The organism is Phyllobacterium sp. 21LDTY02-6 (genome assembly GCF_023554255.2).
Taxonomy (GTDB): domain Bacteria; phylum Pseudomonadota; class Alphaproteobacteria; order Rhizobiales; family Rhizobiaceae; genus Phyllobacterium.
The window spans coordinates 677,394-699,077 of the sequence record NZ_JAMJWD020000002.1 but is presented as its reverse complement, the minus strand read 5'-3'; the positions used below and the strand labels follow the sequence as shown (position 1 = coordinate 699,077).

At 62.4% G+C, this 21,684-nt stretch carries 19 protein-coding genes; 10 read left to right on the top strand and 9 right to left on the bottom strand.

From position 1 onward, the window contains the following. The first annotated feature begins 44 nt into the window (after window positions 1–44). Window positions 45–1,661: a bifunctional phosphoribosylaminoimidazolecarboxamide formyltransferase/IMP cyclohydrolase gene (gene purH / locus M8997_RS09690; protein WP_250016756.1), complete on the top strand. Its 1,617-nt coding sequence runs from the start codon at window positions 45–47 to the stop codon at window positions 1,659–1,661. 75 nt (window positions 1,662–1,736) lie between these two features. On the opposite strand, the gene M8997_RS09685 is transcribed toward purH, so the two are convergent. The 4 genes from M8997_RS09685 to M8997_RS09670 all read right to left on the bottom strand — a co-directional run bounded on the left by M8997_RS09685 (window position 1,737) and on the right by M8997_RS09670 (window position 8,747). Next, a complete protein-coding gene (locus M8997_RS09685; protein WP_250016754.1) occupies window positions 1,737–6,515 on the bottom strand; it encodes an NAD-glutamate dehydrogenase in 4,779 nt (1,592 codons plus the stop codon). Window positions 6,516–6,623: 108 nt separating this feature from the next. Beyond that, the gene (locus tag M8997_RS09680) at window positions 6,624–7,256 is read right to left on the bottom strand and encodes a TPM domain-containing protein (RefSeq protein ID WP_250016752.1); all 633 of its coding nucleotides are present in this window, start codon (window positions 7,254–7,256) and stop codon (window positions 6,624–6,626) included. Window positions 7,257–7,259: 3 nt separating this feature from the next. After that, window positions 7,260–8,048: a YgcG family protein gene (locus M8997_RS09675; RefSeq protein WP_250017207.1), complete on the bottom strand. Its 789-nt coding sequence runs from the start codon at window positions 8,046–8,048 to the stop codon at window positions 7,260–7,262. An 84-nt stretch (window positions 8,049–8,132) separates the two neighbouring features. Next, window positions 8,133–8,747 (bottom strand): LemA family protein, encoded by a 615-nt coding sequence (locus tag M8997_RS09670; protein WP_250016750.1) that lies wholly within the window; start codon window positions 8,745–8,747, stop codon window positions 8,133–8,135. Between the two features lie 121 nt (window positions 8,748–8,868). On the opposite strand from M8997_RS09670, the gene M8997_RS09665 reads away from it, so the two are divergent. From M8997_RS09665 to M8997_RS09650, 4 genes are all read left to right on the top strand, one after another. Then, entirely contained in the window at window positions 8,869–9,105 is a 237-nt protein-coding gene (locus M8997_RS09665; protein WP_250016748.1) for a hypothetical protein, read from the top strand. A 77-nt stretch (window positions 9,106–9,182) separates the two neighbouring features. Continuing rightward, window positions 9,183–10,070 carry a pyridoxal kinase PdxY gene (gene pdxY, locus M8997_RS09660; protein WP_250016745.1) on the top strand — a complete coding sequence of 296 codons (888 nt, stop codon included), beginning with the start codon at window positions 9,183–9,185 and terminating at the stop codon, window positions 10,068–10,070. Between the two features lie 61 nt (window positions 10,071–10,131). Beyond that, complete coding sequence (locus tag M8997_RS09655) at window positions 10,132–10,797, top strand: carbonic anhydrase (protein ID WP_250016743.1); 666 nt, start codon at window positions 10,132–10,134, stop codon at window positions 10,795–10,797. Between the two features lie 320 nt (window positions 10,798–11,117). Next, a complete protein-coding gene (locus tag M8997_RS09650) occupies window positions 11,118–12,221 on the top strand; it encodes an NADH:flavin oxidoreductase/NADH oxidase (protein ID WP_250016741.1) in 1,104 nt (367 codons plus the stop codon). 10 nt (window positions 12,222–12,231) lie between these two features. Here M8997_RS09650 and M8997_RS09645 read toward each other — a convergent pair whose 3' ends face one another. Then, a complete protein-coding gene (locus tag M8997_RS09645; protein WP_250016739.1) occupies window positions 12,232–13,689 on the bottom strand; it encodes a sensor domain-containing diguanylate cyclase in 1,458 nt (485 codons plus the stop codon). Between the two features lie 129 nt (window positions 13,690–13,818). Beyond that, window positions 13,819–14,640 (bottom strand): lytic transglycosylase domain-containing protein, encoded by an 822-nt coding sequence (locus M8997_RS09640; RefSeq protein ID WP_250016737.1) that lies wholly within the window; start codon window positions 14,638–14,640, stop codon window positions 13,819–13,821. 478 nt (window positions 14,641–15,118) lie between these two features. Between M8997_RS09640 and ffh the strand changes: the two genes are divergently transcribed. Genes ffh through rpsP form a run of 3 tightly spaced genes read left to right on the top strand, consistent with a single transcriptional unit; the run spans window position 15,119 to window position 17,467 of the window. Continuing rightward, window positions 15,119–16,696 (top strand): signal recognition particle protein, encoded by a 1,578-nt coding sequence (ffh, locus tag M8997_RS09635; RefSeq protein WP_250016735.1) that lies wholly within the window; start codon window positions 15,119–15,121, stop codon window positions 16,694–16,696. Window positions 16,697–16,698: 2 nt separating this feature from the next. After that, on the top strand, window positions 16,699–17,007 hold the full coding sequence (locus tag M8997_RS09630) for a chorismate mutase (RefSeq protein ID WP_250016726.1): 309 nt from the start codon (window positions 16,699–16,701) through the stop codon (window positions 17,005–17,007). A 16-nt stretch (window positions 17,008–17,023) separates the two neighbouring features. Further along, window positions 17,024–17,467 (top strand): 30S ribosomal protein S16, encoded by a 444-nt coding sequence (gene rpsP / locus M8997_RS09625; RefSeq protein WP_250016724.1) that lies wholly within the window; start codon window positions 17,024–17,026, stop codon window positions 17,465–17,467. Window positions 17,468–17,554: 87 nt separating this feature from the next. Here rpsP and M8997_RS09620 read toward each other — a convergent pair whose 3' ends face one another. Next, window positions 17,555–18,166: a TetR/AcrR family transcriptional regulator gene (locus M8997_RS09620; protein WP_250016722.1), complete on the bottom strand. Its 612-nt coding sequence runs from the start codon at window positions 18,164–18,166 to the stop codon at window positions 17,555–17,557. Window positions 18,167–18,268: 102 nt separating this feature from the next. On the opposite strand from M8997_RS09620, the gene M8997_RS09615 reads away from it, so the two are divergent. After that, window positions 18,269–19,009 (top strand): 3-oxoacyl-ACP reductase family protein, encoded by a 741-nt coding sequence (locus M8997_RS09615; RefSeq protein WP_250016720.1) that lies wholly within the window; start codon window positions 18,269–18,271, stop codon window positions 19,007–19,009. A gap of 12 nt (window positions 19,010–19,021) precedes the next feature. On the opposite strand, the gene M8997_RS09610 is transcribed toward M8997_RS09615, so the two are convergent. Beyond that, window positions 19,022–19,591 (bottom strand): methylated-DNA--[protein]-cysteine S-methyltransferase, encoded by a 570-nt coding sequence (locus tag M8997_RS09610; protein ID WP_250016718.1) that lies wholly within the window; start codon window positions 19,589–19,591, stop codon window positions 19,022–19,024. Window positions 19,592–19,664: 73 nt separating this feature from the next. Then, the gene (locus M8997_RS09605) at window positions 19,665–20,432 is read right to left on the bottom strand and encodes a DeoR/GlpR family DNA-binding transcription regulator (RefSeq protein ID WP_250016715.1); all 768 of its coding nucleotides are present in this window, start codon (window positions 20,430–20,432) and stop codon (window positions 19,665–19,667) included. A 363-nt stretch (window positions 20,433–20,795) separates the two neighbouring features. On the opposite strand from M8997_RS09605, the gene M8997_RS09600 reads away from it, so the two are divergent. After that, entirely contained in the window at window positions 20,796–21,683 is an 888-nt protein-coding gene (locus M8997_RS09600) for a choline/ethanolamine kinase family protein (RefSeq protein ID WP_250016714.1), read from the top strand. Window position 21,684: the final 1 nt, after the last annotated feature.

The window sequence follows — 21,684 nt, the reverse complement described above, 5'->3', positions numbered from 1 at the left end:
GGCTGCACATCCTTCCCCAATCCGCATGAACCGAGGACGAATCCATGGCCGTCGCCGCGAAATCAATTCCAGCTCCCGACCTGTTTCCAGTAAAGCGGGCGCTTCTTTCCGTTTCCGACAAGACCGGCCTCATCGCGCTCGCCCATGCACTTCACCGCCATGATGTGGAAATCCTCTCGACCGGCGGCACGTCGAAGGCCATCGCCGCCGAAGGCATCCCGGTCATCGACGTCTCGGATATTACCGACTTTCCCGAGATCATGGACGGGCGCGTCAAGACGCTGCATCCGAAGGTCCATGGCGGCCTTCTGGCCGTTCGCGACGATCCCGAACATCAGCAGGCCATGGCGACGCATGGCATCGGCGGCATCGATCTCGTCGTCATCAATCTCTACCCCTTCGAGGAAGTCCGCCATTCGGGCGCCGATTACGCCAATATCGTCGAGAACATCGACATTGGCGGCCCGGCGATGATCCGTGCTGCCGCCAAGAACCATGCCTATGTCGGCGTCGTCACCGAGGCTGGCGATTACGACATGGTCATCGCCATGCTGGACAAGCATGAGGGCTCGCTGCCCTATTCCTTCCGCCAGCATCTCGCGGCCAAGGCCTATGCCCGCACCGCGACCTATGATGCCGCCATCTCCGGCTGGTTCGCCGAGGCGCTCATGACCGAAACGCCCTCGCGCCGCGCACTTGGCGGCCATCTTCATTCGGTGATGCGCTATGGCGAGAACCCGCACCAGTCGGCCGGCTTCTACCTCACCGGGGAGAAGCGTCCGGGCGTTGCCACCGCGAAACAGCTCCAGGGCAAGCAGCTTTCCTACAACAATATCAACGATACCGATGCGGCTTTCGAGCTCGTCGCGGAATTCGATCCGGCACGAACCGCAGCGGTCGCCATCATCAAACATGCCAATCCCTGCGGCGTGGCCGAGGCTTCGGACCTGAGGCAGGCCTATCTCAAGGCGCTCGCCTGCGACCCCGTCTCGGCTTTTGGCGGCATCGTCGCCTTGAACCGCACGCTGGATGCCGAGGCTGCCGAGGAGATCGTCAAGATCTTCACCGAGGTCATCATCGCACCGGATGCCACGCCCGAAGCCCAGGCCATCGTCGCGGCCAAGAAGAACCTTCGCCTCCTGGTGACCGGCGGCCTGCCCGATCCGCGGGCGGGCGGGATCAGCGCCAAGACGGTTGCCGGCGGCATCCTCGTGCAGTCGCGCGATAGCGGCGTGGTCGACGATCTCGACCTCAAGGTCGTTACCAGGCGCGCGCCGACCGATGCTGAAATGGCGGATCTGAAGCTCGCTTTCCGCATCGCCAAACATGTGAAGTCGAACGCCATCGTCTATGTGAAGGACGGCGCGGCCGTCGGCATCGGCGCCGGCCAGATGAGCCGGGTGGACAGCGCCCGCATAGCGGCGCGCAAGGCCGAGGATGCGGCGGAAGCCGCCGGAAATGCGCAGCCTTTGACCAAGGGTTCGGTGGTCGCTTCCGACGCCTTCTTCCCCTTCGCCGACGGCCTGCTTTCAGCCGTGGCCGCGGGTGCGACGGCGGTGATCCAGCCCGGCGGATCGATGCGCGACGATGAGGTGATCGCTGCCGCCGACGAGCATGATATCGCCATGGTCTTCACCGGCATGCGGCATTTCCGGCACTAGACTAGCCCCTCCGGCAGATCGCCGCTCGTGCCTGGCACCAGCGGCGATGGCCAAGCCGTTACGACTGCCAAGCCGTTACGACAGGTCCGACAGAAGCCCGGCGGCGACCGCAAGCCGCGATACCGTCAGGTCGCCGGCCTCCACGATACTGGCCATGCGCTGGCGCACTTCGTCGATACGCGCGCCACGGCTTGCCAGCCACTCGGCGGCTGGCGTGGCATTCTTCCCGAACTGGGTCAGCGCGGCGACGGCTATCGCCCGTCGCGCCTGGCTGATGAGATCGGTGGCCCGCGCCAATGCCAGCCCGTCATAATAATCGGCGACGGAGACATTCCGCGCGGCATCCTCGATGCGGCCGATGCGGAAGGCTTCCGAGACGTCGAAATAGGCCTTGGCCGCATTGCCGATGTCGACATTGGCCTGCTGCGCAACGGCGGCGATATCCGGAATGATCGGCGCGATTTCGAGCCTTGCCATCTGCGCCGCCAGTGCCTGCGGCGTACCGAGCGCTTCGTTGCCGAGCGTATCCTCGCGGATGGCAGCCAGCGCCGAGGCGGGCAGAAGCTTGTCGAGCCGCGGCTGCAGGGCCTTGCGCGCGCCACGGATTTCCTCGACGGCATCGCCGATGGATGCGGCACGACGATTGCGCAGGACCCAGGCGGTCGTCCAGTTCAGCATCCGCGCCACGTTCTCGTAGAGGCCGTTCTGGACATCGCCCGGCATCACATTGTCGAGCGCATCGATGGCTGCGAAGAGCTTGTCGACCTCGTAACCGTCGCGGACGATCAGATAGGCCCGGACGATCTCGGGGCCCGACTGGCCGGTCAGATCGGAAAGGCGGCTGACAAAGGTCGGCCCGCCGCGATTGATGACATCATTGGCGAGCTGCGTCGCGATGATCTCCCGGCGCAGCCGATGCGTGCGCAGCTCGTCGCCGAACTGTTCCTTCATCTGCTTCGGGAAATAGTCCATCAATTCGCGTTCGAGATAGGGATCGTCCGGCACGTCGCTGGCCAGCAGCTGGTCCGACAGCACGATCTTGGCATAGGCCAGCAGCACGCCGAGCTCGGCACGCGTGAGCGGGATACCCTCGATCTGGCGCTCCGCCAGTGCCTTGTCGTCGGGCAGCGTTTCGACCTTGCGGTTCAGGAGCTTGCGCGCCTCGAGATCGCTGATGAAGCGCGCCTGGTAGGCAAGGTCGGCAAGCCCGCGCCGCTGGGCGAGCGACAGAGCCAGCGTCTGCAGGTAATTGTTGCGAAGCACGAGGCCTGCCACCTCTTCGGTCATCGCCTCGAGGATGGCGTTGCGGCGATCGCGCTTCAGTTTGCCGGACCGCATGGCCTGGGCCAGGGCGATCTTGATATTGACCTCGACGTCCGAGGTATTGACGCCGGCGGAATTGTCGATGGCGTCGGAATTGCAGCGCCCGCCGAGCAGGTTGAACTCGATGCGCGCCTTCTGCGTCATGCCGAGATTGGCGCCCTCGCCCACGACCTTCGCGCCGATATCGGCGCCGGCGATACGGATGGCGTCATTGGCGCGGTCGCCGACTTCCGCATCGTTTTCCAGCGAGGACCGGACATAGGTGCCGATGCCGCCGAACCAGAGCAGATCGACGGGAGCCTTGAGAATGGCCGTCATGATCTCCAGCGGCGTCGCCGTCGTCTTGCCGAGGCCGATGGCCTTGGCAGCCTCCCGCGACAGGGTGATCGATTTCTGCGCCCGGGAAAACACGCCGCCGCCGGCCGATATTTTCGACTTGTCGAAATCCTGCCAGCTCGAACGCGGCAGGTTGAACAGCCGCTGGCGTTCCTTCAGCGTGGCTTTGATGTTCGGCTCCGGATCGATGAAGATATCGCGATGGTCGAACGCCGCGATCAGCCGCGTCTGCGGCGAGAGCAGCATGCCATTGCCGAAGACGTCGCCGGACATGTCGCCGACGCCCACCGCGGTGAACGGCGTGGTCTGGATGTCGCGCCCGAGCTCGCGGAAATGGCGTTTCACCGCCTCCCAGGCGCCGCGCGCGGTGATGCCCATCTTCTTGTGGTCGTAGCCCGCCGATCCACCGGAAGCGAAAGCATCGTCCAGCCAGAAATCATGCGCCTGGCTGATCGCGTTCGCCGTGTCCGAGAACGTCGCGGTGCCCTTGTCTGCCGCCACGACGAAATAGGGGTCGTCGCCATCGAGCCGAACGATATTGTCCGGCGGGACCACGGTTTCGCCCTGCAGATTGTCGGTGACGGACAGGAGTGTGGCGATGAACGTGATATAGGCAGCCCTTCCCGCCTCGAATACGGCCGAGCGGTCGCCTCCGACCGGCAGTTGTTTCGGATAGAACCCGCCTTTCGCCCCGACCGGGACGATCACCGCGTTCTTCACCTGCTGCGCCTTCACCAGCCCAAGCACTTCCGTGCGGTAGTCCTGGGCGCGGTCGGACCAGCGCAGCCCGCCGCGAGCCACGGGGCCGAAGCGCAGATGCACGCCTTCCACCTCGGGGCCATAGACGAATATCTCGCGATAGGGCCGCGGCGCCGGCAATTCATCGATCGCGCCGGGGTCGAGCTTGAAGGCAAGGGATAGCCGCTCCGAACCGTCTTCTTCCGGTGCGAAGGCATTGGTGCGCAGCGTCGCATCGATGAGATTGAGGAAACGCCGCAATATCCGGTCGTCATCCAGGCTGGGCACGGTCTGGAGGGCCTGCTCTATCTGCGCGCGCATATCCGCCTGGCGTCGCTTGGCAGTCGAGGCGCCGGCCTTGCCCGGCGCCAGCTTCAGTTCGAACAGATCATAGATCTGGCGGGCGATCTGCGGATAACGGTTGAGCGTACCGGCGATGAAATCCTGCGAATAGGGGATGCCTGCCTGCTGCAGGTAGCGCCCGTAGGCGCGCAGGATGATGATCTGGCGGGCGGTGAGCTTGCCCGCCAGCGCCAGGCCGTTATAGGCGTCATTATCCGATGTCCCGCCCCAGATGTTGCGGAACACATCCTCGAAAAGATCGCCATTGTCGGCAAGATCGATGGCTGCGCCCGACGCACTGACAAGCTCCATGTCGTGCACGAAAAGCGGGCTGCCATCGGCGGCCGGCAGCGCGAAAGTCTGCTCGCTGATGACCCGGAAGCCCATATGTTCGAGCAGCGGGACCCGCTGCGACAGCGCGACCGCACCGCCATAATGATAGATCTTGAGCGAAGCAGCGTTCGGTCCATCCGAATGGTGCCGGTAGAAATCGACGAAAAGCGGATTGTTGCGGGTCAGGCCGGCAATGCGGCTTGCATCGAGCAATGCGTCTTCGGGCGAGAAATTCTCGCGGTAGGAATCCGGAAAGGCCGCGGCCAGTGGTGTGAATTCCGGCGTTCCGGCGCGATCGCCGACCTCGGCGACGGCATCTTCCCAGGTCCGGACGATGGCGCGGACATTTTCTTCCAGCACCTCGCGCTTGACCTTGGGAAAGTCACTATCCGCATGGCCGATGATGAAGTGGACGCGTGTCAGCGTGCCTTCCGGAAAGGCCGGGTAATAGGCCGATACGTGGCCATCATAGACTGAGGCGAAATAGGAGCCGATCTTCTCGCGCACGACGGAATCATAGCGTTCGCGCGGCACGAACACGATGATCGAGGCGAAGCGTCCGAAGGGATCGATCCGCGGCAGGACACGCACGCGCGGCCGCTCGCCCAGCGCGAGGATGGTCTCGGCATTGCGGGTAAGGGTCTTCACGTCGATCTGGAACAGGTCGTCGCGGGGATAGCCTTCGAGCACCTTGATCAGCGCCTTGCCGGAATGATCCTCCCGGTTGAAGCCGAGCCGGGCAATGACGCTTTCGGTCTTGGAGCGAAGATAGGGAATCTTCAGCACCGAACTCGTATAGGCGCCGGAGGTGAAGAGCCCGACGAAACGCAGTTCGCCGGCGATCCTGCCGTTCTGGTCGAAGGTCTTCACGCCGATATAATCCATGTAGCCGCGCCGGTGCACCAGCGACTTGGTATTGGCCTTGGTAACGATCAGCGGCTCGGGACCGGTGAGAAAGGCTATGATCTGCGGCGTGGTCGTCACGCCCTGATTGCCGCGCTTGAGCACGCGAACGTCGGGATCGCCGAGAATGCCGAGACCGGGCTTGCTGGAACGCTCCAGTTCCCCGGTGCTCTCATCGCCGAGATAGTCGTATTCGCGCACGCCGAGAAAGGTGAAATTATTGTTGCGCAGCCATTCGAGGAAGGCAGCGGCTTCCTCGGCCACGCCCTTCTTGAACGGGGTCCTGTCATTGCGATATGCGGCAATCGCATCGTCGAGCCGCGCCACCATGGCCTTGCGGTCGCTCACCGCTTCGCGCACATGCTTCAGCAACGTCGTCAGCGCGGCGGTAATGATCTCGCGCACCGGCGCATCCACGGCCGGCACATGAATCTGCATGACGCTGACGCGCATGACGTTCTCGCCCGGGTCTTCCGGCCCGGCGCCGCCGATGAGCTTGCGGCTCTTGCGGTCGATCTCCATGACGGGATGCAGGACGAGATAGACCGAGCTGACGCGCTCGCTGATTTCGCCAAGAACCGAATCCAGCAGGAACGGCATGTTGTCATTGATCAGCGTCACCACGGTCACGGGCCTGCCGTCACGGGAGATGGTGCCCGGCCCGGAAAATTCGATGACCGACTTGCCGGGCTCAAACCTGCTGAGTGCCTCTTCGGCGAGCTTGGCCGAGGCTTTCAGCGCATCGGCGTCATAGACGGCGAGATCTTCTTCGGGGGCGCGGGCAAAGAGCAGTTCGTAAAACAGTCCCACCTTGTTTTGAACAATCCCGGCTTTTGCCTGTTTTGTTGCTTTTGTGCCGGAATTCTTGCTGGAAACCATAAAATATCCCCTCCGATCCCCTGATTTCAGGCGATCATAGCGCTTCGAGAAGCATTTTCGACCCCAAACTGTCGCAATGGAGTGAAAATCGTGTGACACGCAACAAAATTATAATTCGACCAGATGATCGTCCAGTTCATTGGCCGTATCGGGGCCCGCGGGGAAATGTTTCTCCAGCAGGATGCCGGCCTTTTCGATCGCGATGAGGAACCCCTCGGCCAGACTGTCGCGCCGCGCGTGTCCGACAAGCACCGAGACGATGGAATTCCACTCGTCCTGCTCGACCTTGGCGTGAATGCCGGCATCGGCGATGACTTCCGCATAGCGCTCGGCCAGCGAGACGAACAGCAGGATGCCGGTGCGCTCGCTGGTCAGGTGCACGTTCCGCGCCAGGAATTGCTGGACGGCATTGAGATGCGCGCGCTTGTAGCGGATGCGCCGGGGAACGAGCCAAAGCGAAACGCCCGGCAGGAGCCAGAGCACCAGCATGCAGGAAACGAAGGCAGCCAGGATAGCGAGGCCGAATGTCGGCAGGGTGATGTGGGTCCAGTACCAGTGCGCGGCGATGGCCACGATCGCGGAGGCGAGCAGGACGCATATCGCCAGCGTGAAACCGGCGACGTAGAAATAGCTGTCGCTGCGGCGCGCCACGACCGCATAGATTTCGCCGCTCGTACGGATCTCCGCGGCGCGTATCGCTTCGGCTATGCGTTGGTGGTCGTCATCGGTCATCAGTTTCATGGTCTACCAGCTCCCCGAAGCGCCGCCGCCACCGGACGAACCGCCGCCGCCCGAAAACCCACCGCCGCCGCCACCCGACCAGCCACCGCCGCCGGACCAGCCGCCACCGCCGGAGCTCCATCCGCCGCCGCGCCCGCTGCTCGATGGACGTGTGTCGATGTTCATGCCCAGCCAGCGATAGCGGCCCGGGCCGATCTTGCGGCCGAAGATGGGGGCGAGAATGGCCATGGCGAAGCCACCGAAGAATATGGTGGCCCAGATGGTGATGAACGCCACCATGAACCAGTCAATATCGGATTCCGGCTCCTTCACATTGCGTTTCGCCCGAGCTTCCAATTCTGCGGTATCGCCGGAGAGGACCGTCAATATGTCATCGACACCCTTGGCGATGCCGCCTGAATAGTCACCGGACCGGAAACCCGGAATGATCGCATTCTCGATGATCAGCCGCGACAGGAGGTCGGTCAGCGTGCCCTCGAGCCCATAGCCGACCTCGATGCGCACCTTGCGGTCGTTCGGGGCGACCACGAGCAGGACGCCATTGTTCTCCTGCTTCTGTCCAAGCGCCCAGCTGCGGTAGAGCCGGTTGGAATAGGGTTCGATCGCCTCGCCCGCGAGGTCCGGCACCGTGACGACCACGACCTGATCCGACGATTTCGTCTCGAACGCCTCAAGCTTGCGGGTGATCGCCTGCTCCGTCGCCGCGTCGATGATATTCGCACTGTCGACGACGCGTCCTGTCAGTGCCGGAAGCTCCGCCGCAAGAGCTGCGACGACCAGCAGCGACAGCATGACGATCGAGGCTATCGGCCACAGCCAATGCCTCGTCGCCCATGACGGCACGGAAGGACGCGCGATCACCGCCTGCTACCGGGCTTAGAACTTCACCTGCGGATTCTGCGTTGCCGCATCATCGATCGTAAATGTCTGGTAAGGCTCGTTGCCGGTGAACCAGATCCAGCTCCAGATCATCGTCGGCATGGTCTTGAGCGACGTATTATAGACGCGGACCGCCTCGATATAATCGCGCCGGGCGACGGCGATGCGGTTTTCGGTGCCTTCCAGCTGCGATTGCAGCGCGAGGAAGTTCTGGTTGGATTTGAGGTCCGGATAGTTCTCGACCACCGCCAGCAAGCGCGACAGTGCGCCCGTAAGCTGCGCCTGGTTTTCCTGGAAGGTCTTGAAAGCATCGGGATTGGTCAATGTCTCGGCGGAAACCTGGACCTGCGTCGCCTTGGCGCGGGCCTCGACGACCGATGTGAGCACATCCTTTTCCTGCGCCGCATAGCCCTTTACCGTTTCCACGAGGTTGGGAATGAGGTCGGCCCGGCGCTGATACTGGTTGAGGACTTCGCTCCAGGCAGCCTTGGCGCGCTCTTCATTGGTCGGTATCGTGTTGAAGCCGCAGGCGGACACGAGAGGTGCCAGCAGAACGAGCGCAAGTATTGTGAGCATGCGCCGCGGCGCAACAGATATGGTCATAAGCTGCATGTTCCCTCTCCGGTTTGTCATCGCCGACTGGCGCTTGGACGAACTGCCGGAAATCTAAACAGTTTTTTCTCCAAAAGGAACTGGCAAAGCGCTATGCTGTTCGCGTAGCAGGGGAAGAGCGATGGCCGAGGACAAGAACGACAACGACGCAGCACGGATACTCGATCGCGTCGCCAGGGAATCATCATCCGACGGACGCTCGCTTGCCAGCCGCACCAGGGGACATTTCTCTGCCCGGGATGCCGACCCCGCGGATTCGATCGAGGTCTGGGGCACCCGCATCGGCCGGCTGCTCGGGCTGCTCGTGCTCATCGCCATGTTTGTATGGCTGATGGCCTCGATCTTCGGCTATGTTTGACGCGCCGGTGATTCCGCCACCGCCCCCCGGCTGCAAGCGATCCGCCCCTTCGAACACCGAACCTCTGTGAGCAAAGAATGACGACTGGAAATGCCAATGGATCTAACAATGCCATCCTCGTCATTTCCAGCCATGTCGTGCGCGGTTCCGTCGGCAACAGAGCCGCGGTGTTCGCGCTGGAGACGCTCGGCCATCCGGTCTGGGCCGTGCCGACGGTCATTCTCCCCTGGCACCCCGGCCATGGTCCGGCCAGGCGTATCGTGCCCGATGCGGCGCAATTCGACGAACTCGTCGCCGATCTCGAACGCGCCCCCTGGATAGGCGAAATCGGCGGCATTCTCACCGGATATCTCGGCAATTCCGACCAGGCGCTCGCCGTCGCCCGGCTGGTCCGCACCATAAAGGCCGGGAACCCGGCGGTGAAATATCTTTGCGATCCGGTCATCGGCGACGAAAAGGGCCTCTATGTGCCCGAGGCCACTGCCGTGGCCATCCGCGATCACCTGATGCCGCTGGCCGACATGGCCACGCCCAATCGGTTCGAGCTTGCCTGGCTCGCCGGGGCGGACCTGCCCGACAACCGCTCCGTGATGCAGGCCGCGCTTCATGCCGGCCCCGCAACGATGCTGGTGACCTCCGCCCATCCGATGATTGCCGGGGGCACCGGCAACCTCCTGGTCAACCACACCCTGGCGCTGCTCGCCGAACATCGTCTCGTCTCAGGGCCGAGCAACGGCCTTGGCGACCTGACATCGGCGCTTTTCCTCGCACGGATGCTCGGCGGCTCCGATCTGGAACAGGTGCTGCAACGCACGACAGCGGCCGTGTTCGAGATCATGGCCCGCTCGGCCAAACGCGGTGCGGACGAGCTGATGCTCGAGGCCGACGCCTCCAGTCTCGCCTCGCCCATGGCCATGGTGCAGATGCGCCGCCTCGTGCATCCGAGCAAAGGCGTTCGCGCCTGACCCCGACACGCGATACGGAAGTGGATTGAATTTCGCCAGGATCAGGAATAGACCACTTGCCATGACATTGCTTCCCGAGAAACTTCTCCGCGGTTATCGCAACTTCATGGAGCATCGGTATGCTAATGAAACCTTGCGTTACCGACAATTGGCAGAGCAGGGCCAGACTCCCGAGACATTGGTCGTCGCCTGCTGCGACTCCCGCTCCGCGCCCGAAATCATCTTCGATACTGCGCCAGGCGAAATCTTCGTCGTGCGCAACGTCGCCAATCTGGTGCCGCCCTACGCCCCCGACGATGAGTATCACTCGACGTCCGCCGCGCTCGAATTCGCCGTCCAGAGCCTCAAGGTCAAGAACATCGTCGTTCTAGGCCATGGACGCTGCGGCGGCATCAAGGCCGCCCTGGACCCGGATAGCCAGCCGCTTTCGCCGGGCGATTTCATCGGCAAATGGATGAGCCTCGTCGCCCCGGCGGCGGAGGCCGTCTCAGCCAATGAGCTGATGACGCCTTTCGAGCGCCAGACCGCGCTGGAGCGCATCTCCATCCGCTATTCCCTGAGGAACCTTCGCACGTTTCCTTGCGTCGATATTCTCGAAAAGAAGGGGAGGCTGACGCTTCACGGCGCCTGGTTCGACATTTCGACAGGCGAATTGTGGGTGATGAATCCCGAGACCGGCGATTTTCTCCGGCCTCACCCAAGCGAAACCGGCGCTGCTGCCGAATAGAGCACGACGCCCAGCGATTGGGCGCCACTGATGGCAATTTAGCCTCCTTGCATAGCTGCTATGCATTTTTCGTCATTGTTGCGCCGGCTGAATGGCCCTATGTCCACATCAGCCGGCGCGGTACTCCTCCCATTTTGCCGCGTCGGCTGTTCCCCTCTGGAGGTTTTTTGACCTTCAAAACTCAGGCCGGGCTTTTCAGTCCGGCTCTTTTTTTGCCCATTGCCCGGCCGAATTACAAAACAGTGACTTGAAACGTCGGCATTGCCGCCCCATCCTTGGCGAAGTTCCTTTCCCATTGACGGCAATCCCGAGGTATTTTCATGAGCCAACTGTTCCAGCCGATGAGTCTCGGCACAATGCAACTTGCCAACAGGATCGTCATTGCTCCCATGTGCCAATATTCGGCGGAGGACGGTGCCGCCACCGATTGGCACATGATGCATCTCGGCAATCTCGCCCAGTCGGGCGCTGGCCTGCTGGTCACCGAAGCCACGGCGGTTTCGCCGGAAGGCCGCATTTCGCCGGCGGACCTCGGCCTTTATTCCGACGAGACGGAGCAGGCGCTGGAGCGCGTCGTTCAGTCGATCCGCAAGTACTCCTCGATGCCGATCGCGCTACAGCTGGCACATGCCGGCCGCAAGGCCTCGGTCAAGGCGCCCTGGGAGGGCGGCAAGCAGATCGCGCCGGACGAACCGGGCGGATGGAAGACGGTATCCGCCTCTTCCATCCCTTTCCTGGCTGAATATGACGCGCCGGAGGCGCTGGACGCCGCAGGCCTCGCCCGTGTGCGCGAAGCCTTCGCCGAGGCGGCGCGGCGCGCGGACCGGCTGGGGATCGACGGCATTGAGGTGCATGGCGCCCATGGCTACCTGCTACACCAGTTCCTTTCGCCGCTCTCCAACCGGCGCGAGGACGAATATGGCGGAAGCCTCGAAAATCGCATGCGCTTTCCGCTCGAGGTGTTCGACGCGGTCCGGGCGGCCTTCTCGCCCGACAAGCCGGTCTGGATCCGGATATCGGCGACGGACTGGGTCGATGGCGGTTGGGATGCCGATATGAGCGTCGCCTTCGCCAATGCGCTGAAGCAGCGCGGCTGCGACGCCATCCATGTCAGCAGCGGCGGGCTTTCGCCATTGCAGAAGATGACGCTCAGCCCGGGCTACCAGGTCGGGCTCGCCCGCAAGATCAAGGCGGAGACGGGCATGACGACGATCGCCGTCGGACTGATCAACGAGCCCGAACATGCGGAGTCGATCATCGCCGGCGGTGACGCCGATGCTGTCGGCATTGCACGCGCCGTCCTCTATGATCCGCGCTGGCCCTGGCACGCAGCCGCCGCGCTTGGCGGCAGGATCGAGGCTTCGCCCCAATATCTGCGCTGCCAGCCCAGAAGCCAGCCAGACCTGTTCAAGCCCTTGGCGTGACCGAACGGAGCTAGGTTCGTTCGAGGCGCTCCAGGCTGGAATAGTGCCGGTGCTTGTCCTCATACATCATGAGGTCGGCGCGCTTCACCACCGCCTCCAGCTTCTCGCCGGCGGCGCTGGTGGCCCAGCCGATCGAGACATTGAGCGGTATGTTCGAATAGAACTGATTGTTGATCTCGATGAGACTGCGAATCTCGTCGATCATGCTGGTGGCGCCGAGCTCGTCCACCGCAGGCAGCAGTACGGCAAATTCGTCCCCGCCTATGCGCGCCGCATAGGAGGGATGTTTCACTGCCTCGCCGAGCACTTCGCCGACCCGGCGCAGCAGGCCGTCGCCGACACCGTGTCCCCATTGATCGTTGATCGTCTTCAGGCCGTTCAGGTCGAGGATGAGGATCGAGACCGGGAAATATTCACGCCGCTCCAGCCTGTTCAGCTCGTCGACATAGAAGGCGCGGTTGTGCAGCTTGGTCAGCACGTCGTGCTTGCCGAGATATTCGAGATAGGCTTCGGCCTTCTTGCGGGCCGTGATATCCGTCAGCGATATCTGCACCAGCGACCAATCCTCTTCCCGCCCCGGCAGGATGGAGAACTGCAGCAGCACGTGGCGTTCCGTTCCATCGAGGGCGTAGTTCAGCGTTTCGCGCTGGTGGAACAGGTTGCCGTTCCAGAGTTCGATCAGCTGCTCGCGGAAATGGGCGTTGACCTCCTCGCGCAGGATATCAGGCAGGCGGCGCAGCACCGTCACCTTGTCCGGCGCAAGGAACAGCCGCATCGTCTCCCGATTGATGTCGATGACGCGGATTTCACGCGCGCATTGCCCGACGAATTCCGGATGGACATCGGTGAATACGCGGAAATCGGTGATGCCGCGCTCCCGCAATTCGTCCAGCATCTTCTTGATGCGGCTGAAATCTTCCACCCAGAGCGAAACAGGCGAATGTTCGAAGAGACCCTCGGCATAAAGCTGGCTGTCCACCAGGCGGCGGCGCGCCTCCTCCCGTTCGGTCACATCCTCGATCGACAGCAGCACCCGGTCCCAGCCCGCTTCATGTCCCGGCAGGATAGTGCCGCGCAGCTGGATATCCAGCCGGCGCCCGGAAAGCGTGTAATTGACGGTGCTGCTTGAGAATTCGGTCTTGCCCTCCCAGAGCGCCGACAATTCCTGCACATGCGAATGCAGCATGTCGTCACGGAAGATGGTGGCGAGATTGGCAGTCAGATGGTCGAAATCATCGGCCTCGAACAGCGACAGCGTCTTCTTGTTGACCCTGATGACCCGGATCAGCGCCGAACATTCGCGGATGCGATTCACATCCGCCTGCAAATAGGCCTTGATGTCGGTGACGCCCGCCGCGCGCCATGTATCGAAAAGCTTGCGGACCGCGCTGAAATCCTCCAGCCAGAGCGAAATCGGCGCGAGATCGAAGATTTCGTTCTCGCCATGGCTCTCGATTGAATGCGGCATGGGTCGCGCTCCGACGGTGGCGCAGCGCTGGGATCGGAAGCGGCCTGCGAAACAAACTGGTGAAGCGTGCCCCGATGGCCGCTTCGGCGATATCGGGCCGGGCGCCTGACGGCACCCGGCGCACTGGTCTTATTCGCCGTCGATCTTCGCGCCCATGATCGCGATCGCCTGCTGGTAGACGCTGGCGGCGTTCCAGCCCTGGATGGCGCCGAAATTGGCCTGGCCCGGCTGGTAGCCGGCACCGCGACGCCAGCCATGGCCGACGAGGAAGTTGGCCGTCGACGCAAGGGCGTCTGCCTTCGAGCGAACCATGTCTATGCGGCCATTGCCATCGCCATCGGCACCGTAGCGCAGCACATTGACCGGCAGGAACTGGGTCTGGCCGATTTCGCCGTGCATCGCTCCGCGCGCGTCTGGCGACAGGGTGCCATTGTCGACGAGCTGCAGGGCCGCATCGAGCTGGTTGCGGAAATAATCGCTGCGGCGGCAATCATAAGCGAGGGTGGCGACGGCCGAGAGCGTATTCTGGTTGCCCATATAGCTGCCGAAACCGGTTTCCATGCCCCAGATCGCGATCAGCGGCCCTGCCGGTACACCATAGCGCTGCTCCAGGCGGTCAAACAGCGCGGCGTTCTGTGCCTTGAACTTGCGTCCCCGCGAAATGATCGTCTGGGCGCCGCGAACCTGCATGAAGCGATCGAGCGAATATTTGAAGCTCTTCTGGTTGCGGTCTGCATTGATGGTCTTCGTTGCGTAGCTGAGACCGTCCAGCGCGCGTATGGCGCGGCTGCCGCGTCCCTGGGCCTGGGCGACCTGCTTGTAATCCTGGATCCACTCCTTAAATCCTGCAGAATTATTGCCACACTGGGAGGCGGCTTGCGCGATGCCTGCCGTGCTGAGAAGGGCGGCGGCCACGACCGCGCAAAATCTGCTTTTGGCACGAAATGCCATGGATATCTCCTTGAAAGTTGAATCGTCGTTTCTATCTGCCATTTTTCTCGACCGCTGTCATCTGGCTGTTTGAGCCGGTTCATGCCCAATTTTCGGTGTTTAGGTCTCGAATTGCGCCGATATTTCAGTTTTTGCACCAATCGGACCCTGGACGGCCGATCCGCAGCCCTGCGGCCAAGTGCACGCATAGAGTGCATAAAGCAACATGAAAGCTGGCGTGCGGGCCGGAAACGCCCATCCGCCGGCCCGCCTGCCAACTTGACTCTTGCCGCCATTTCCTGTTTAAGCCGTCCAATTCACCGCGACGAGACTTGTCCTCCGAGCAACCTACCGGGACCCCGCAAGGGTTCGACGATCCCGGCGGTCCACATCCGACAGCGCAATGCGCCCTCGGATGTCATATTGCTTTGGCGTCTTGCCTGGCGCGGATGATGGCTTACCTTTCAGGAACGAGTTCTGAAAGGATAAAGGAAGACGGATGTTCGAGAGCTTACAGGAACGACTGGGTTCGATACTGAACGGCCTTACCGGCCGTGGCGCTTTGTCGGAAGCGGATGTCGCTGCCGCATTGCGTGAAGTGCGCCGTGCGCTGATCGAAGCCGACGTCGCGCTGGACGTGGTGCGTTCGTTCACGGACAAGGTGCGCGCCAAGGCAGTCGGCGCCGAAGTTCTCAAGAGCATCAAGCCCGGCCAGATGGTCGTCAAGATCGTCCATGACGAACTCGTCGACATGCTCGGTGCCGAGGGCGTCACCATCGATCTCAATGCTCCCTCCCCTGTCGTCATCATGATGGTCGGCCTGCAGGGCTCGGGCAAGACCACCACGACGGGCAAGATCGGCAAGCGCCTGACCGAACGCCAGAAGAAGAAGGTTCTCCTCGCCTCGCTCGATACGCGCCGCCCCGCCGCGCAGGAGCAGCTGCGCCAGCTCGGCGTGCAGACCGGCGTCGATACCCTGCCCATCATTGCCGGACAGAGCCCCGTGGAGATTGCGGCGCGCGCCGTACAGGCGGCGAAGCTCGGCGGTCATGACGTCGTCATCCTCGATACTGCCGGACGCACCCATATCGACGAGCCGCTCATGCTCGAGATGGCGGACATCAAGAAAAAGGCAAGCCCGCATGAGATCCTGCTCGTCGCGGATGCGCTGACCGGGCAGGATGCGGTCAACCTCGCCCGCTCCTTCGATGAGCGCGTCGGCATTACCGGTCTCGTCCTTACCCGCATGGACGGCGACGGACGCGGCGGTGCCGCTCTTTCCATGCGCGCCGTCACCGGCAAGCCCATCAAGCTCATCGCCACCGGCGAGAAGATGGATGCGCTGGAGGAATTCTACCCGAGGCGCATCGCCGACCGCATTCTCGGCATGGGCGACATCGTCTCCCTGGTCGAGAAGGCAGCCGAGAACATCGATGCCGAAAAAGCCGCGGCGATGGCCCGCAAGATGCAGACCGGCAAGTTCGATCTCAACGATCTTGCCGACCAGATCGGCCAGATGCAGAAGCTCGGCGGCATGGGCGGCATCATGGGAATGATGCCCGGCATGGGCAAGATGAAGGACCAGATGGCTGCGGCCGGACTGGACGATTCCATATTCAAGCGCCAGCTCGCGATCATTGCTTCGATGACGCCCGCCGAACGAAGCAACCCGGATGTGCTGAAACATTCGCGCAAGCAGCGTATCGCCAAGGGCTCGGGCACCAATGCCGCCGACATCAACAAGCTGCTGAAGATGCATCGCCAGATGGCCGACATGATGAAGGCCATGGGCGGCAAGGGCAAAGGTGGCATCATGAAACAGATGATGGGCGGGCTCGGAGCCAAGATGGGCCTCGGCGGTCTTGGGGGCATGGGGGGCATGGGCGGAATGCCGGACCTGTCCAAGATGGATCCGAAGCAGCTCGAAGCTCTGCAGAAGCAGGCGGAGGCGGCCGGTTTCGGCAAGGGCCCCGGCCTGCCAGGTCTCGGCGGCGGAATGCCGGGGGGCATGGGCGGAATGCCGCGCTTGCCCGGATTGGGCGGCGGCCTGCCCGGCCTGCCGAAGAAGAAAGGGTGATCATGAGCACGCCATCTCTCCCGAAGGAACTGCTCGAACTGCGCGCTTCCATCGACAATATCGATGCGGCGCTTATTCACATGCTCGCAGAACGCTTTCGCTGCACCAAGGCAGTCGGCGTCCTGAAGGCACGAAACGGTCTTGCGGCCGCCGATCCGGCTCGCGAGAAGCTACAGGTCGAACGCTTGCGCAGTCTGGCGCAATCGGCGGACCTCGACCCCGATTTTGCCGAGAAGTTCCTGAACTTCATCGTCAAGGAAGTGATCAGACATCACGAAACAACAGCTGCCAGAGAGAACGGCGCTCGATAAAACTAGGAGACCAAGAATGTCATTGAAAATCCGCCTGGCCCGCGCAGGGTCGAAGAAGCGTCCTTACTACCACGTCGTCGTTGCCGACGTCCGCGCACCGCGCGACGGCCGCTTCCTTGAGGCAGTCGGCTCGTGGAACCCGATGCTGCCGAAGGATGGCGACCGCGTGAAGCTCAACGAAGAGCGCATCCAATACTGGATCGGCCACGGCGCCCAGCCGACGGACCGCGTATTGCGCTTCCTCGACCAGGCCGGCATTGCCAAGCGCGATGTCCGCAACAATCCTGAGAAGGCACAGCCCGGCAAGAAGGCCCAGGAGCGCGTTGCCCTGGCCAAGCAGGCTGAAGAAGATGCCCGTGCAAAGGCAGAGGCCGAAGCTGAAGCCGCCAAGGCAGCTGCCGAAGCTCCGGCGGAAGCCGCTGCAGAAGCTCCGGCAGAAGAAGCCGCCGCTAGCGAATAAGCTTGCTGCGCTAATGATGATTGAATGGGCGGCCTGGCCGCCCATTTGCATTTATGCCGCCAATTGCATTTATGCCACCAATTGCATTTATGATTGCGTCCCGGCGAGCCCATCCCAGGCTGCCATGGCCGCCGCTGCGGTTCTGCGCAGCTGTTCCAGCGATCCGCCGTCACGCGCCATGATCGACATGCCGTGCTGGACCGTGGCGTAAAACTCCGCGATCTGTCGGCAATCCACGCCCTCGGGCACGTCGCCATCCTCGATGCCCTGCGAAAGTCGTTCATGGAGAAGGCGAATATTCTCCAGCCGCTTCTCCCTCAGCATTCCGCAGGCGGGAACGATGTCCGCACCGCCATGCAGGGCGCCGAGCGCGATCATGCACCCATGCGGCTGGTCCGCCCGCGTATAGGCGAGCGCCGTCTGGTCGAGAAAATCGGCGAAACCCTGTCTGGCGGTTTCCGCTTTGGACAGCGCATCCCAGATTTCAGCGCCGACATGTTCCGAATAGGCTTCGACTGCAGCCTTGAACAGCTCCGCCTTGCTGCCGAACGCGGCATAGACGCTGGGCGCATTGAGACCCATGGCGCTGGTAAGCTCCGCCATGGACGTGCCCTCATAGCCTTGCTCCCAGAACACCCGCATGGCGCAGAAAAGTGCAGCATCCCTGTCGAAAGCGCGTGGTCGGCCCCTCGCCGGCATGTCGTGAAACTCCTTTTGTAACGATTGATACATAAATCACTTGACGGCGCGTTGCAAGCTTGCCATGTACTTCTGTAGTAATCATTACAGAAAGGAAACATGATGTCGCGCCTGCAGAACAAGACCGCTTTCGTCACCGGAGGAAGCCGTGGCATAGGTGCCGCCATCGCCTTGAAGCTCGCGGAGGACGGCGCCGATATTGCGTTGACCTATGCGAGTTCCCCCGACAAGGCGGATGCGGTCGCCAATTCGATCAAGGCGCTGGGCCGCAAGGCTATCGCCATAAAGGCCGATAATCGCGATGCGGTCGCGGTGGAAAACGCAGTGGAAGAGGCCCATCGCACGCTTGGCGGGCTGGATATTCTCGTCAACAGCGCCGGTGTGTTTTCGGTCGATACGATCGACCAGCTCAGCCTCGAAGAGTTCGACCGGGTGATGGAGATCCACGTCCGTGCGAGCTTCGTCGCCGCGAAGGCCGCCGCCGCGAAGATGCAGACCGGCGGGCGCATCATCACCATCGGCAGCAATCTCGGCGAACAGGTGCCATTCCCCGGCCTTGTCGCCTATTCGACCAGCAAGTTTGCGCTTCTCGGCCTGACGAAGGCTCTGGCGCGCGATCTCGGTCCGCGTGAGATCACTGCGAACATCGTCCAGCCCGGCTCGACCGATACGGACATGAACCCCGCCAGTGGCGATCACGCCGATGCCCAGCGCGCACTCATGGCTATTCCGCGTTTCGGCGAGGCGCGCGATGTCGCCGCGCTGGTCGCCTTCCTTGCGAGCAATGAAGCAAAATCCATCACCGGAGCAAGCTTCACCATCGACGGCGGGGCCAATATCTGAACCCGCCAGACGCTAGAACATCGAAGCCTGCGCCGTCACCGGATGAAACACCGGCGTCCCGGCGGCGGCGGCGCGGACGCGATGCTCGAGGTCCAGCAGATACCGTTTGCGGCGCTGGCCGCCGCCATAACCGGTCAGCGAACCGTCCGCGCCGAGCACCCGGTGACAGGGTACGATGATGGAGACGCGGTTCTGGCCATTGGCCGCACCGACCGCCCGGCTGGCGTGGGGATTGCCCAATTGCTGCGCCAGTTGACCATAGGTGCGCGTGTGGCCGAACGGCACGCCCTGCAGCGCTGTCCATACTCTTTGCTGGAACTGTGTCGCCGGAAGCGATAGCGGCGTGCGGAAACCCGTCAGCTCGCCGGCGAAATAGGCCCGCAATTCGGATTCCACCTGCCTGAGAACAGCATTGTCGCCCGGGCTGATCCGATAACAATAGCGCTGTTCGAGTTCATCCCTCTCGCGTGGCAAGGCGGGACGATCGGAGAACTCCAACAGCACCAGCCCACTTTCCCCGGCCATGGCGACCATGGGCCCAAGCGGTGTCTCTATCTCGCGGCTCACCAATATCTGCTGCACGAATCTGCTCCGCTGCGTCGAACTCCCCCGATGCTAGAAGGCTCCCGCCGTGCCGCCAATCCGTTTCTTGCCGTCAGGCGCGTGCAGGCGCGATGTGAACCGATACGCCGGCAGCCTTCAGCGCCTGCGCCAGTTCCGCCGGCGGCTCCCGCTCGGTGACGAGTTCATCGACGCCGCCCAGGCCGCACACCTGAACCAGGCCCCGCCGGCCAAATTTGGTCCCGTCCGTGACCGCGAGCTTGCGGGCCCCGCGCGACAGAACTGTCCGCGCAAATTCCGCTTCCTCGAGATCGTAGTCCATGATGCCGCCCTGCCTATCGATGGCGCCGACCGAGATGACGGCGTGGTCCACATGGAACCGGCCGACGAATTCCAGCGCCAGCACGCCGAAGGCCGCGCCATTGTCGCTGCGCAGTTCGCCGCCCGCCATGAACACCTTGTTGCCGTTCATGGTGGCAAGCGTGCGGGCAACATCGGAAGAATTGGTGACGACGGTAAGGTTGCGGTGCTGCAAAAGCTCGCGCGCCAGGAAGCTCGTTGTGGTTCCCGTGTCCAGCATGATCGAGTCGCCATCATGAATAGTGGCAGCAACGAATTGCGCGATGCTTCGTTTGGCCGCCGCATTCTCCCGCATGCGCGCCTCGAAGGGCGCCTCGCCAAGGTGCTGCGGCAGGCCCACCGCGCCATGGGTCCGCACGATCGCACCCTCATCGACGAGCGGCTTCACGTCCCGCCGGATCGTCTCCAGCGACACGCCGAGCCTATCGGCAAGACCGGAGATCGACAGGGCGCCATGCTCCTGCACAAGCTTTTTGATCTCACCGCGCCTTTTGGATGCCATTGACCGAATCCTGACCGTTTCTGGCTGTTAATGGTCTTGATTACCACAAGATCACAACAAAAGCGGTGCAAAAACCACATTATACCTCATATTTCTGTTGACAATACATTCTTCTTGGCAGAGCATCGGATCATAAAAATGAAGCGTGGTTCGACAGGCTCATCATGAGGGGAAGTTTCCGGTAAAAACCAAAAAGACCTTGATCCGGATGCACGAACTATCAATGCCATAGACACCGCCATTGTTCCGTGGAGAGCTCACAACCTCATGAAACGAATGCGTTGCTCATGGTGAGTCTGCCGAACCACGCTGCCCCGCCCGCTTTATATGCGACAGGCAATGTATCCGGGCTCGGGTGAGATCATGCCCGAAGCCACAGCGCACAGCCGGATTGCCTCCTTGCCGCTTTGGCAAGGCAAGCTGCATGTGTCGGCGCTGAAGGGCGGCATCAGCAATGAGAGCTATCTGGTGGAGGACGCGACGGGCAGGTATGTCGTGCGTTTCGGCCAGGACTACCCCTTCCATCACGTCTCGCGCCATCGAGAAGCAATGATCACGCAAGCCGCGCATCGTGCGGGTTTTGCGCCGAGGCTCTGCCATTCCGGCGATGGCGTCATGGTCAGCGAATATCTCGGCGCCAAAACCTGGGAAGCCACCGATGTGCGCGCGAACATCGAACGCGTCGCCAGCCTGATCCGCGATTTCCACCATACCATGCCGGAGCATATCGAGGGCCCGGGATTCATGTTCTGGGTGTTCCATACGATACGTGACTATTCCCGTACGCTGATCGCCGGCAAAAGCCGTCTCGCCGATCAATTGCCCGAATTCCTGCGGGTCGCAGCGGAGCTTGAAGCGGCGCAGAAGCCGCTGCCCATCGTCTTCGGCCATAATGACCTTCTGCCGGCGAACATCCTTGAGGATGCCCAGCGGCTCTGGCTGATCGATTTCGAATATGCCGGCTTTTCCACCGCCATGTTCGACCTCGCGGGCCTTGCATCCAATGCCGGTTTCGACGATGCGGAATCGGAAGCGCTGCTCAGTGCCTATTTCCAGGCGCCGCCAGACCCGGAACTGAGGCGCGCCCACGCCGCCATGCAATGCGCGTCGCTGCTGCGCGAGGTGATGTGGAGCCTGGTTTCCGAACTGTACCTGAACGCCCCCGGCGTCGACTACGCTGCCTATACCGACCAGAATCTCGACCGCTATCACGCTGCGCTGGCGCGATTTCGAATGAACCACACATCCTGAT